The sequence below is a fragment of the Hoyosella sp. YIM 151337 genome (genome assembly GCF_026041215.1).
Classification (GTDB): domain Bacteria; phylum Actinomycetota; class Actinomycetes; order Mycobacteriales; family Mycobacteriaceae; genus Hoyosella.
Window position 1 is genome coordinate 1 of sequence record NZ_JAPEIQ010000033.1, and the last position, 12,420, is coordinate 12,420.

Annotated in this window: 12 protein-coding genes and 1 pseudogene; 4 read left to right on the forward strand and 9 right to left on the reverse strand. The window is 64.0% G+C overall.

Annotated elements, in window-relative coordinates; all coding sequences use genetic code 11:
- Together ONR57_RS17030 and ONR57_RS17035 are read left to right on the forward strand one after the other, a co-directional pair.
- Nucleotides 1-245, forward strand: a pseudogene (locus ONR57_RS17030) (IS256 family transposase); the annotation flags it as partial.
- A gap of 24 nt (nt 246-269) precedes the next feature.
- A complete protein-coding gene (locus ONR57_RS17035; RefSeq protein ID WP_265124723.1) occupies nt 270-1,367 on the forward strand; it encodes a hypothetical protein in 1,098 nt (365 codons plus the stop codon).
- Here ONR57_RS17035 and ONR57_RS17040 read toward each other — a convergent pair.
- The 3 genes from ONR57_RS17040 to ONR57_RS17050 all read right to left on the reverse strand — a co-directional run bounded on the left by ONR57_RS17040 (nt 1,364) and on the right by ONR57_RS17050 (nt 4,048).
- On the reverse strand, nt 1,364-2,173 hold the full coding sequence (locus tag ONR57_RS17040) for a sulfite exporter TauE/SafE family protein (RefSeq protein WP_265124724.1): 810 nt from the start codon (nt 2,171-2,173) through the stop codon (nt 1,364-1,366). The genes ONR57_RS17035 and ONR57_RS17040 overlap by 4 nt on opposite strands.
- A gap of 73 nt (nt 2,174-2,246) precedes the next feature.
- On the reverse strand, nt 2,247-2,897 hold the full coding sequence (locus tag ONR57_RS17045) for a response regulator transcription factor (protein ID WP_265124725.1): 651 nt from the start codon (nt 2,895-2,897) through the stop codon (nt 2,247-2,249).
- On the reverse strand, nt 2,894-4,048 hold the full coding sequence (locus ONR57_RS17050) for a sensor histidine kinase (protein WP_265124726.1): 1,155 nt from the start codon (nt 4,046-4,048) through the stop codon (nt 2,894-2,896). The genes ONR57_RS17045 and ONR57_RS17050 overlap by 4 nt, the downstream gene beginning before the upstream one ends.
- Nucleotides 4,049-4,181: 133 nt before the next feature.
- Here ONR57_RS17050 and ONR57_RS17055 point away from each other — a divergent pair, with 133 nt between their 5' ends.
- The gene (locus ONR57_RS17055; protein WP_265124727.1) at nt 4,182-4,610 is read left to right on the forward strand and encodes a hypothetical protein; all 429 of its coding nucleotides are present in this window, start codon (nt 4,182-4,184) and stop codon (nt 4,608-4,610) included.
- 104 nt (nt 4,611-4,714) lie between these two features.
- Nucleotides 4,715-6,076: a multicopper oxidase family protein gene (locus ONR57_RS17060; protein WP_265124728.1), complete on the forward strand. Its 1,362-nt coding sequence runs from the start codon at nt 4,715-4,717 to the stop codon at nt 6,074-6,076.
- Nucleotides 6,077-6,079: 3 nt separating this feature from the next.
- Here ONR57_RS17060 and ONR57_RS17065 read toward each other — a convergent pair whose 3' ends face one another.
- From ONR57_RS17065 to ONR57_RS17090, 6 genes are all read right to left on the reverse strand, one after another.
- Entirely contained in the window at nt 6,080-7,243 is a 1,164-nt protein-coding gene (locus tag ONR57_RS17065; RefSeq protein WP_265124729.1) for an acyl-CoA dehydrogenase family protein, read from the reverse strand.
- Nucleotides 7,244-7,366: 123 nt separating this feature from the next.
- Nucleotides 7,367-8,170, reverse strand: coding sequence for a DMT family transporter (locus ONR57_RS17070; RefSeq protein ID WP_265124885.1), 804 nt, complete (start codon nt 8,168-8,170; stop codon nt 7,367-7,369).
- 110 nt (nt 8,171-8,280) lie between these two features.
- Nucleotides 8,281-9,087 (reverse strand): ABC transporter ATP-binding protein, encoded by an 807-nt coding sequence (locus ONR57_RS17075; protein WP_265124730.1) that lies wholly within the window; start codon nt 9,085-9,087, stop codon nt 8,281-8,283.
- Nucleotides 9,084-10,124, reverse strand: a complete 1,041-nt coding sequence (locus ONR57_RS17080) for an iron ABC transporter permease (protein WP_265124731.1) — start codon at nt 10,122-10,124, stop codon at nt 9,084-9,086. The genes ONR57_RS17075 and ONR57_RS17080 overlap by 4 nt, the downstream gene beginning before the upstream one ends.
- A complete protein-coding gene (locus ONR57_RS17085) occupies nt 10,121-11,032 on the reverse strand; it encodes an ABC transporter substrate-binding protein (RefSeq protein ID WP_265124732.1) in 912 nt (303 codons plus the stop codon). Before ONR57_RS17085 ends, ONR57_RS17080 begins: the two co-directional genes overlap by 4 nt.
- A gap of 55 nt (nt 11,033-11,087) precedes the next feature.
- Nucleotides 11,088-12,272, reverse strand: coding sequence for an MCE family protein (locus ONR57_RS17090; RefSeq protein ID WP_265124733.1), 1,185 nt, complete (start codon nt 12,270-12,272; stop codon nt 11,088-11,090).
- Nucleotides 12,273-12,420: the final 148 nt, after the last annotated feature.

The window sequence follows — 12,420 nt, forward strand, 5'->3', positions numbered from 1 at the left end:
GCAAGATCATCAAAAACCGCGGTCAGTTCCCCAACGACCACGCTGTGATTAAACTTCTCTGGCTGGCGATCTGCAACATCGAGGACAAACGAGCACGTGACCGCGCCAAAGAACGTGGCCTCGGCCGCGGAGCGAAACGCAAAGCCGAAGGACGCCTCGTCGAAGGACAAGTCGTCACCAACTGGAAACAAGCCCTCGAACAACTCGCTCTGGCGTACCCCGAGCGAATCAACCCCCACCTATAAACGACCGGTCCTTACACAGGAAACTTGACAGGCTCGCTCGCCGGGGTCGATGGCAACGTCTCCAACCTCGCCGTCGCCTCCATCAACGCAACCGGTGACGCACCGGTCCTGGTCACCTCACACGTCCGCGCAACACCCGAGCAGCTGGCTGCCACCGTACGAGAGGCGAAGAAGAACCGGGCGCCGATGCGGGCGCTGGACCGGTCCCGCCGGGCCACGAATACCCGCCAATACGCACTGTCGAAGAAGCAGCAGGTGCGTGCCATTCGCCGCTCCGCCGCAGGACTACCAGCCAAAACAGTCAGCGTTGCGGGTGGTGCGCGGGTGTCGAACGCTGCCGGTGTCCCGAAACAAGCGTACCGGCGTGACACCCTCTCGCACGCCTACCGCAACACGCGTGCAGATCACGCGGCAGCCGCGTCGTCGACCGCCCACCGTAAGGCGGCCTTCGCCCGCCACACCGCCCAGACCATCGTTGCGGTGCATGGCCCGAACATAGTTGTTGAGGACTGCGACATCCGCACCTGGCAACGCCGCTGGGGTGCCGGTATCGCCGCCTTCACCCCCGGCCGTATGCTCGCCGCGCTCGGTCACGAATGCACCGCGGCCGGAGGTGCACTGGTGAAGGCGTCCACGTTCACCACCGCGCTGTCGCAGCACTGCACCTGCGGCGCCCGCGCCAAAAAGAACCTGTCCCAACGGTGGCATGCCTGCGGATGCGGGATCGAAGGTGACCGTGATTTGATGAGCGCCGCGCTTGCCACCGCTGTCACGCTCACCGACACCGATGACCCGCGCGCCGCCACGATCGACCCCGTCCTACGGTCGCGCCTGCATGCGGCCGTGCTCGCCGGTCGCACCCAAAACTTCCCCGTCACCGGGAACAGTTCAACGGCCCAGCAAGAGGGGCCGATCCGGTCAACCATCCACCACAACCCGGAGTGTTCGGGCACTGGTGAGGATGGCAGCCAGAAGAATCTGGCCTCTGCCGGACACGGGGAACGCCCCGCCCAATCCCGCCACAGACCCCACGGCTACACCTGGGGACGTCGACGGAGCAGACGGAAAAGCAACACCCCAACGATTCAACATCGGCATAACCGACTTACGAATCAATCTTAGGCGAACAGGCCCATCGCGGTGCGTACGGTGAGTTCGATCGCTATCGCGGCGGCCACCACAAACACGAGATAGGCGAACCAGCGCTGCAGTTTGTCACCGCTCACGCGGGCGCTCAGGCGACCGGCGGCAAACGAGCCAATGATCGCGGCTGCGGCGAAGAGTGCCGTGAGTGTGAGGTCAAGGCTGACTGTGCCGATGTATCCGATGAGGCCCGCGCTCGCGTTCGCTGCGATAACCACGAGCGACGTGCCCACCGCGACCGGCATCGTGATGCCGAGAAGCAGTACGAGTGCGGGGATGACGACGAATCCGCCTCCCACTCCGAATAATCCCGTCACGAAACCGACACCGAGGCCGGCGGGAATGGAACGGCTCGTGCACCTGCGCCAATTCACTTTCGGGACGCCCGTGCCCGGATCGACGGTCGTGCACGCGGTGCCGACGTGGGCGGGTTTGCGCACCATCCGGATCCCGGCCGCAATCATGAGGATGGCGAATCCGGCAAGCAGGACGTCTTGCGGAACGTTGCGGCCTACCACCGTGCCAAGCGCAGCGGCCGGCATACCTGCGGCGGCGAATATCGCAGCCAGGCGCCAATTGATCAGTCGCTCGCGCACGCGGGTGTAGGCGCCGGAGAGAGCTGCGGCAGCGACGACAATGAGCGACATCGGGATCGCCTGGGTGACCGGCAATCCGATTAAGTACACCAGGGCTGGCACGGCAAGGATCGCCCCACCGCCACCGAGAAGTCCCAGAAGGACGCCGATGATCAGGCCGACCACAGTTATGGTGACGGCAGCTGCCATGTGTGCCTCCTCGCCGTCGTTACCGAACCAGTCCGACCGTGTTCAATATACCGGTTGGGGTATTTAGGTGTGCTTAGTTGCGCAGTCCGCTCTCATAGGCGATGACCACGAGCTGTGCCCGGTCGCGGGCGTGCAGCTTCGTCAGCAACCGGCTCACGTAGGTTCGCACCGTCGCGGGCGAAACAAACAGCCGGGCCGCGATTTCCTCGTTGCTCCGGCCCGCACCAACCTCCGCGAGAACATCCTTCTCACGCTCGGTCAGACTGGCGAGCGCGTCGCGGTTCAGTGGCCGCGACGGTGCCTGCGCGAGCTGTCGCAGCACAGTCGCGGTGACCGCGGGGGAGAGCAGCGCATTGCCAGCCGCGACTGTGCGCACCGCGCTGCGCAGTTCTTCGGGCGAAATGTCTTTGAGCAAGAAACCAGCTGCGCCAGCCCGGATCGCTTCCAGGATGAGGTCCTCGTCATCGAACGTGGTCAGCGCCACGACTCGGCACGAGGTCAGTGTGGGGTCTGCGGTGATAGCGCGTGTGGCGGCGACACCGTCGAGTTGCGGCATCCGAAGATCCATCAGCACCACATCCGGCCGGTGGGCTTTCACTGCCGCCACCCCCGAGTGCCCATTCGATGCCTCTTCGGTGATCGCGATGTCACCGTCCCGTTCAAGCAGCGCTCGTAAGCCGGTTCGCACGAGTTCCTGATCGTCAACAAGCACAACGCGAATCATGAGCCCCCCTGCACCGGAAATGTAGCCTCTACGACGAAACCTGAGCCGACGGATTCCGCGTTTCCGCTGCGGGCAGCGAACGATCCGCCGGCGCTTTCCGCCCGCTCCCGCATACCGGTCAAACCGTATCCGAACCGCACCTCGCCGCCACGACCATTGTCAGTGACGCGGAGAGTCAGTTTTCCGTCCCCATTGCGTATCGCGATGTCGACGTGGCTCGCAGAGGAGTGTCGTATCGCATTCGTCAGCGCCTCCTGCACAATGCGGTAGGCGGCGAGCTCAACTGCGCTGGTGGCCTCCGGCCCTTCGCGAGCCAGGGTCACGCTGATGCCGGAGCGCCGTACCGCATCGGCAAGTGCTTCCAGGGATAGCGCGGTTTTGCTGTCCTCACGTTCGCGGAGTACCTTGACGGCGGAGCGCAACTCTTTCATCGTGCGGCCCGCCGCAGCGCGGATGTGCTGCAATGACTCGGCGACCCGCTCGTCGTTACGCCCCAGGGCCTCACGCGCGACGTCGCTTTGCAAAGAAATGACCGCCACCGTGTGTCCGACGGCATCGTGGAGTTCGCGTGCGATCCGCAGCCGCTCCTGCTGAACGCGGAACGCCGCCTCCTGTTCGCGCTCGTGCTCAGCGAAAAGGTCGAGCTGCGTCTGGCGCTGTCTTAACAGCCGCCCGGTTCGCACGCTCCAGCCCAGCGCGACAGCCGCCGCCATGAGCCCGGCGGAGGAGGCGAGTTCGTATCCGAAGAGGTACGCGGGACTAGCGCCGTCGATGAGGCGAAAATAGGAGGATACCGCGAGGAGTGCGATACCAGTTCCGATAGCCCAGCGGAGCCTGCCTGCGTCTGCTGCCGCGTAAAGCGCGGCGGCCACGGGGACCGCCAAGCCGATTGGGGGAAACTCCAGCATGTAATACACGCAAATCCCCAGCGCGGTCGTCACAAGCACGACGATCGGATGACGGCGCCGAATCAGCATCAGCGCCCCGAAGCCTAGCGCGAAGATATATGCCAGCGCATTCGGGCCCCGTTCACCGCCGAGGTCCATTGAGATCGCAAGTACCACAACCAAGGTCACCGCGATACCAAGAAGCGCATCCGTTGTGAACGCCGCGCGCGGTGTCCTCAGCGCGGCAACCAGACCCGGAGACATGCCACCGATTGTGTCAGGGTAAGCAAGGGTGCGGCATACGTTCGATGTTGACAATCCGTACGTGCAGAGTTGACACAAAAAGGCCAACACGCAGCGGATTTTCTGTGATGCCACAGTTCGTAGCGTTGCTGGCATGACCTATTCAACCCCAGACGCGGTGCAGCGCCGCGCACACCCGCGCCTCGCCTGGCCGTTCATTGCCGGCCTTGGCGCACTTGCCCTTGTCGAGCCTGCGGTGCATGCCCTGGGACTCTTCGAATCCGTGCATCCAGCTGCCCGCCACTTCGCGGTTCTCGCGGCGGTATCGGGCGTCTGGCTTGCGCTCATCGCGTACGTTCGCCCGCCCCGTCCCTTCGTCACCGTCGTGCTTGCGGGGGTGTGCTACGTCGTGGTGCTCGCCACCGTGGGACTCGTGGTGGGGCCGGTACTCGGAATCAGTGACGGCTCGCCAGGACTCTGGGTCCTGCCCATTGCCATCGTGTCGATGGCCTCCACTCACATGCTGTGGTTTGTGCTCGTTGGCGCACTCGCACACGTGCTTGTCCCCGGGAGGGCCCGGTGAGCGCATCGGTCCTTAGGAAGGCGCTGATATGCTCAGCCGTCCTCGCATTGCTCGCCGTTCTCAGTAGCTGCGGAGTGTTCACGGGAATCGATTACACGGGGCGTGTGACGTTTGACCGCGCGCTCCCGATTCCGCCGGTGCAGGATGGCGTGATTGATGAAGAAGGCCGCCGAGTGTTCTCGCTGACCGCGCAGGAGGGCGCGGCGGAACTCCGGTCGGGCTTCCAGACACAAACGTGGGGATTCAACGGTGATCATCTCGGCCCTACCTTGCGTGCGCAACCGGGCGATCATGTCCGCGTGAACGTCACCAACCGACTCGGTGAAGCGACTTCCGTGCACTGGCATGGAATGCGTCTGCCTGCGGAAATGGACGGTGGTCCGCATCAGGAGGTGCAGCCGGGCGGTAGTTGGCACCCCGAATGGGTGATCGACCAGCCGGCAGCCACGCTCTGGTATCACCCACATCCGCACGGCGCCACCGAGAAGCACGTGTACCGCGGGCTTGCTGGGCTGTTTCTCGTCGACGAAGCCGTGCCAGGCCTGCCCAGCGAATACGGCGTCGATGACGTGCCCCTCATCGTGCAAGACAAACAGCTCGATGGCTCCGGCCAGCTAGCCACCAGTGGGTCGGCCCCCGTGGGAACGCTGGGCGAGACAATCCTGACGAACGGTGTGGAGGGAGCGTTTTTCGATGCAACAACCGAGAAGGTCCGGTTGCGGTTGCTCAACGGTTCGACCGCGCGGATACTGACTTTCGCTTTTGACGACGAGCGCGAGTTCGCCCACATAGCGACCGACGGTGGCCTGCTGGAAGCGCCCCGTGTGACCGGCCAATTGACGCTGTCGCCGGGGGAGCGTGCTGAGGTCGTCGTCCAGCTTGCTCCCGGGGAAGACGTGATGCTCCAATCGCACCCCACACCGGGCTTTTGGCTGGGTGCGCCATCGGGGCTTTCGGACCGTTTCGACATTATGCAGATCAGGGCTGCTCCAGAGTTGCAGCCCGCTGATGATCTGCCCGATGAGCTGGCCCGCATTGACTGGCTGCGTGCGGATGACGCCGTGACGACGCGGCCGATGCGGCTGTCGAACCGGTCAATTAACGGCAAAGAGATGGATATGAACCGGATCGACGACGTGATTCTGGCCGGGTCGACAGAGATATGGACGGTGTCTGCAGCCGACGGCTTCCCACATAACTTCCACATCCACGACGTCCAGTTCCAGGTGCTGGATGTCGACGGCGCGCCACCGGCGCCCCATCTGCGCGGATGGAAGGACACGATCCTTCTCGAACCGCAGAAGGAGCATCGCCTGATCATGCGGTTCGGCCGCCACACCAACCCCGATGTGCCGTACATGTACCACTGTCATCTGCTGCGGCACGAGGACGAGGGGATGATGGGCCAGTTTGTCGTCGTCGCGCCCGGACAAGGTGCGGGTCACATTGATGGCCACCACCATTGACGGTTAGCGGAACGCGTTCTCCCCGGTCAGTGCCTGCCCCACCACAAGCTGGTGGATTTCGGACGTGCCTTCATACGTGAGCACCGTTTCCAGGTTCGAGGCGTGCCGCATCACCGGGTATTCCAGAGTGATTCCGTTGGCACCCAAGATGGTTCGGCAGGTGCGCGCGATCTGCAGTGCCTCTCGCACATTGTTGAGCTTGCCTGTGCTGACCTGTTCGGAGGTGATCCGTCCGGCGTCTTTGAGCCGGCCGAGGTGAAGCGCCAGCAGCATGCCCTTGCCGTACTCCAGCGCACAATCCGCGAGTTTCGCTTGCGTGAGCTGATAGCCGGCTAGCGGTTTGTCGAAAACCTCACGGGACTGGGAATATGAGATCGCCGTATCGAGACACTCCCGGGCGGCCCCCATCGCGCCGAAAATGATGCCAAATCTCGCCTCGGTGAGACAGCCGAGCGGAGATTTGAGACCCTTCGATTCCGGCAGTAGCGCGTCGGCTGGCAGGCGGACGTCGTCAAACGAAAGTTCTGCTGTCACCGACGCACGCATCGACAGCTTGTGCTTCATTTCCCAGGCCATGAAACCCTTCGTGCCCTGTGGCACGAGAAAGCCGCGAATCCCCTCTTCGGTGCGCGCCCACACGACCGCGACGTCAGAGATGGTTCCGTTGGTGATCCACATCTTCGAGCCGCTGAGAATCCAGTCGTCACCATCACGGCGAGCCCGGGTGCGCATGCCCGCTGGGTTTGATCCGAAATCTGGCTCGGTGAGGCCGAAACACCCGAGTTTCTCGCCGCGTGCCATCGCGGGGAGCCACTGCTGTTTCTGCTCCTCGGAGCCGTAGGCGTAGATGGCGTACATGGCGAGAGAGCCCTGCACGGACATCAGGCTGCGCAAACCAGCGTCGGCGGCCTCGATCTCGTGACACACGAGCCCGTACGCCGTCGCTGTAGCACCCGCGCACCCGTAGCCCTGCAAGTGCATTCCGAGCATGCCCACTTTGCCGAACTCGCGCGCGATCTCCCGTGCTGGTATCGCACCGCTTTCGTACCACTCCGCGATGTGGGGACGCAGCTGCCGGTCCGCGAACTCGCGAGCGGCCTGGCGAAAGTCCCGCTCATCGTCGGTGATAAGGGTATCGAGGGCGAACAACTCAGGTAGCGACGTCATCTTCTATGTCTACACCGTCGCCGTCTCGCCCTCCTCCAAATTTAACTGCGCAGGTCAACCAAAACCCCGGATTTTCGGGGGTTTCAGATGACCTGCGCAGATGAATTCGGTAAAGGGAAGTGGTCAGGCTGGCCGGCGCAACGCCACCGCCACCGCCACGGCTGCGATACCGGCGATCTCTGCCGGGGCGAGGGACTGCTGCAAAACGAGCCAGCCGATAATCGCTGACGAGACGGGCAGCAGCGCAAGCAAAACCGCGAAGTACGCCTGCCCGGCCTTCCGCAGAATGACTTGATCAAGCCCGTACGGGATGACGTTCGCGAACAACCCGAGCACAAGTCCGAGAACCAGCACCGGCAGCAGGGGAGTGTCAGGCTGCCAGGACAGCGGAATTGTCAGCGCAAACGGCGCTGTCACCACCGCGGCGACGGTGAAACCGACCGCAAGGCTGTCCCGCGGCGAACCCGCAGCCGCAACCCGCTTGCCCAGGATGATGTAACCGGCCCAGCACAGCGCCGCCAGCAACGCGAACACGATACCGCCGGGTGATCCGGCAAGATGCACGTCCGCGATCAGGACGATGCCCGCACCAGCGACGATGAGCGCAGCGAAATCCCGGAGCGAACGCGAACCCCACGCCGCCACCAAGATTGGGCCGAGGAATTCGATCGCCACCGCCGTGCCCAGCGGTAAGCGCGCGATCGCTTCATAGAAGCTGATGTTCATCAGCGCCGTTATCGTGCCGAACGCGCCCGCAAGCACCAGCGCATGGCCTGACCAGGCCTGACGGGCCGGACGGACGACTGCGAGAAAGATCAGCGCCGCACCGAGAATCCGCAGCCATGCCACACCAGCCGGAGCGATGTAGCTGAACAAGAACACACCTGCAGCGGCGCCCGCGTACATAGAGGTTCCGCTCACCAGCATGAGTGCGGGTGGAAGCAGCCGCGTGTTCGCGTTTGCGCCGGACGGGGTCACGTGCACACTTTCGCCGACGGCGTGGGGGTAAGCAAATGGGTTAAATACCGCCCAACCCCTTATTCGCCCGAATAGCCCCGGCGCCGCCGGATCGGCACCACCGTGGGGCCGCCCGCATCGACTGTCACACGCACGGAGGCGCCGTAATAGCGGCGCAGATTCGCTTCGGTGAGGATGTCCGCCGGGCGTCCAGCGCCGTGGATACGTCCTTCGAACACGAGCACCATTCGATCGGCGTATTCGCCAGCGATGGACAGATCGTGCATGGTCGAAAGGACGGTCAGACCGCGCGCGGACCGAAGCTCATCAACGAGTTCGAGCACGTCTTGCTGGTGGCCGATGTCGAGCGCGGTGGTCGGCTCATCGAGCAGGAGCAGGGGCGCGTGCTGCGCGAGGGCACGAGCAAGGAACACGCGTTGACGCTCGCCGCCGGAGAGTGACATCAATTCGCGCCGCGCGAATGTTGCCAGTTCCAGCAAGCCAAGCACGTCGCCGACCGCCGCGATGTCGGCAGCGGATTCGCCGCGCAGCGCCGGGATGTAGGGGGTGCGGCCGAGCAGCACATAGTCCTGCACCGTCATGCCCGGCGGCACCGTTGGATTCTGGACGACTGACGCGAGTAAACGAGCGCGCTGTTTGCGGTTCAGCGCAGTGTTGTCGGTGCCCGCGATCCGGATGAGCCCGGTGTAGGGCAGCTGCCGAGTGATGGCCCGAAGCAGCGTGGATTTGCCCGCCCCGTTCGGGCCGATGATTGTCACCCATTCACCTTCTGCAACGAGGAGGTTGACGTCGTCGAGCAGCGCCTTGTGCCGGCGGCGCCCCACCGGCACAGTCACGCGGAGGTTTTCCACCTCGAGCGCGCTCACAGAGCGGCCCTCCGTGTCGCGCGCAGAACGATGACGAAGAATGGTGCACCAAGAAACGCTGTGATCACCCCAATGGGCACTTCGCGCGGGATATCGACGGTGCGTGCGGCAAGGTCGGCGAGGACCAAGAATGCTGCGCCGAGGACTACCGACAGGGGAAGGATCACACGGTAGGACGTCCCGAAGATGAGACGCACAATGTGCGGGACGATGATCCCCACGAAACCGATCAGGCCTGACACCGACACTGCTGCCGCCGTGCCGAGAGAAGCCGCGGCGAGCAGCACAATCCGGATCACCTGCGGGTTGATTCCCAGCCCGGATGCCTCGTGGTCGCCCACGGACATGACGTCGAGTTCACGGCCGAGCAGCACGATGACAACCGCCGACACGACAGCGTAGGGAAGCAGCATTCTCACGTCGCCCCATGTCGCGCCGCCGAGGCGCCCGAGCAGCCACGTGTAGACCTCGCGGATCACCTCGACGTGCCGCTGCAGCAGATATGTCTGCATCGCGGTGAGGAATGCCGCGACGGCCACGCCAGCGAGGATGAGTGTTTCCGGTGCTCGATCACGCCCGCCCGCTGCTCCGAGAAGGTAGGTGACGAGGACCGCTCCGAGCGCTCCGGTGAACGCGGCGACGGGTGTCGTCACCGGAAGCCCGGAGGCGGTGGCGGGCTGCAGTGCGATCACGACCGTCACGCCCAGTCCGGCGCCCGCGGCCACGCCCAGCAGGAATGGCTCCGCCAGCGGATTTCGGAAAACGCCCTGATAGGCACCACCGGCGAGAGCGAGCATCGCACCAACGAGCAGCGCCAGCACGACGCGCGGCAGCCGGATTTCGGTGACGATCGCGGACTGGCGTGCAGTGAGGCCAGACTCGAGCGTGATGCCAGGCACGAGGTTCAGGATTTCAGCAGCAACGCCCGCGAGCGGCAGCTCAGCTGCCCCCAGCGCGACTCCAGCGAGTGTGGCGGCGCCGAGCAGGACGAGACCAAGCGCGAGCCACCACCAGCGCAGTCGCGATGGGGCGGTCACGGGAGGTTCGCGGTCGCGGCGACGACGTGCGCGAGCAGGTCAGGCAAGCGCGGCCCCCAGCGTGATGCCATGTCGGGGTCAAGTTCGACGATGTTGCCCGCGCGGACCGCTGCGATTTCGGCCCATCCTGGCCGTTGCGCAACCGTTTGGGCGGTGACGCCGAAATCGGTATTGATCAGGAAGATGACGTCGGGGTTCGCCTCGATTATCGCTTCGGCCGATAGCTGGGTCGCCGCGGTGCTTTCGTCTTCGGCGATGTTCTCCAGTCCGGCCTGGCGGAACAGTGAGCCGATGATGCTATTGGGTGTGTAGGTCCAGTAGGTGTCGTCAATCTCAATGTAGTAGGTGAGCGGGGTTTCCCGTTCAGGTGCCTCCGCAGTGGTTTTCGCGATCTCGCTGGTCATGCGTTCGACGAGCGCGGGTGCTTCGTCCGTGCGGCCCGTCAGCTCGCCGAGGTCGAGTATCTGCTGGTACACATCGTCGAGGTCAGCGGGGTCATCCGCGGTGATGAACGCGGGAATGCTCAGCGCGTCGAGTTGCGGAACGAGCGAGTCACCGAATGACGAAAGGACGACGAGGTCGGGATCGTATCCGGCGACAGCTTCGATGTTGGGGTTAAAGCCGGAAAGCTCGCTGGTGGGCGCGGTTTCTGGGAAGTTCGAATATTCGTCGACCGCGACGACTTGGTTGCCGGCGCCGATGGCGAAGAGCATCTCAGTGGCGGTGGGTGCAAGAGAGATGATGCGAGCGGGTTCGTCATCGACCGTCACACCGTTGACAGTGACGGGGAAGTGACCGCCGGGAGAGTGCGTCGCAGTGCCGGGAGCAGCATCGTCGGCGGCGGTGCCGCACCCCGCAAGCGTGACGACGGCTGCGGCCGCGGCGGCCGCGACGTTCCTCAGGCGCATTGCTTCCTCACTCCTCATTTCGGCTGCAAGCAGCGTACTACCGTCGCGCTGGCGGTCATTCGGGGTCGGCGAGCGGATCTGGCAGCGCGGGCAGGTGTTGCGGTCCGGGATTGCGCGAGGGGGCCGGATAGGCGCCATCGTTGATCGCTCCGCCCGGATACTGCGGGAAGTTGCCTTGCGACGGTGGTATGGGGTGATAGCAGATCGGGCCGCGAGCGTCGAACAAGCGAGTTTCGTCCTGGTTGGGCAGGTACGCTCCCCTCGGGTTCGCAAGCTCGATCGTCAGATGCAGCCCGGCGCGACCGGTGCCTTCGCCCCAAAACTCATTTATGCGCGGCTCGAGATCGGCGAAGTATCCCAGCGCGCATCCGAAGGAGGGCGAGTAGCGGGCGAGGAGGCCCAGCGTGTCACGGGTGTCGGCGGCGATCCGCACGATACGACCACCGTTCTCATCAAGGAATGCGCGAGTGTCGCTGGCGGCGAAGGTCAGAGATTCGAGCATGCTGTCCACGATCGGCCGCGTCTCGATAAGTGTGCTGTTGGTTGTGCGGTAGGTGTCGAGTGCGTCGATGAGGTCAGGCAGTGCGTCGGTGTATGCCTCGGTGGTGACGCCGAGATCGCCGAGTTGCTGTTCGAGGTGGGGCAATTCCGTGTTGATGCCGTCGGCCATCGGTCCCAGATGGTCGATCATCGCGCCGATTCGGTCACCACGCCCGGCGAGGGCCTGGTTCAGTGCGCCCAGTGTGACCGCGAGATCTTGCGCTGGTACGGCGTCGAGCAGGTCGTAGAGCACGTCGTACATGCGAGTCGCGTCGACAGCGCTGCCATCGCTGTGTTCAAGTAACACGGCCCCCGCTGTGAGGACGCCGACAGGCTGATCGGGCGGGACGATTTCGACGAAACGCTCACCGAAAAGGGTTTTCGGCACGATACGGGCGGTGGCGTTCGCGGGGATATGGCTGACGCGATCTGACCGCAAGGCCAGCTCGATTTCGGCAGCCGTTCCATCGCGGTTAGACCGGACGGCGCGCACTTCTCCCACGAGAACACCGCTCATCGTGACGTCTGCTTCGCGCGCCAGGGCGTTGCCGGCTGTCTCCGCCACGAACGTGACGGTAGTGGTGGCTGTGAACGCTTTCCGGAACGTGAGGATTGAGGTTCCGATCAACGCAACGATGACAAAGATGAAGACGAGTCCAAGAAAGACGTTTTTCCACGAGTAATCGAACTCGTCATCCACGAGAGCCCCTAACTGGTCTGGCGCACCCCTATGTGCGTCAGTGTGTCTCAGGTTTTGGACCGTAACAGGGCGGCGTGTGCGCGTCCGCGCCAAAACGGACAGATCAGGCGTCTGGTGAGCAACGTCGTATATGCCGGTGAACTGTGCT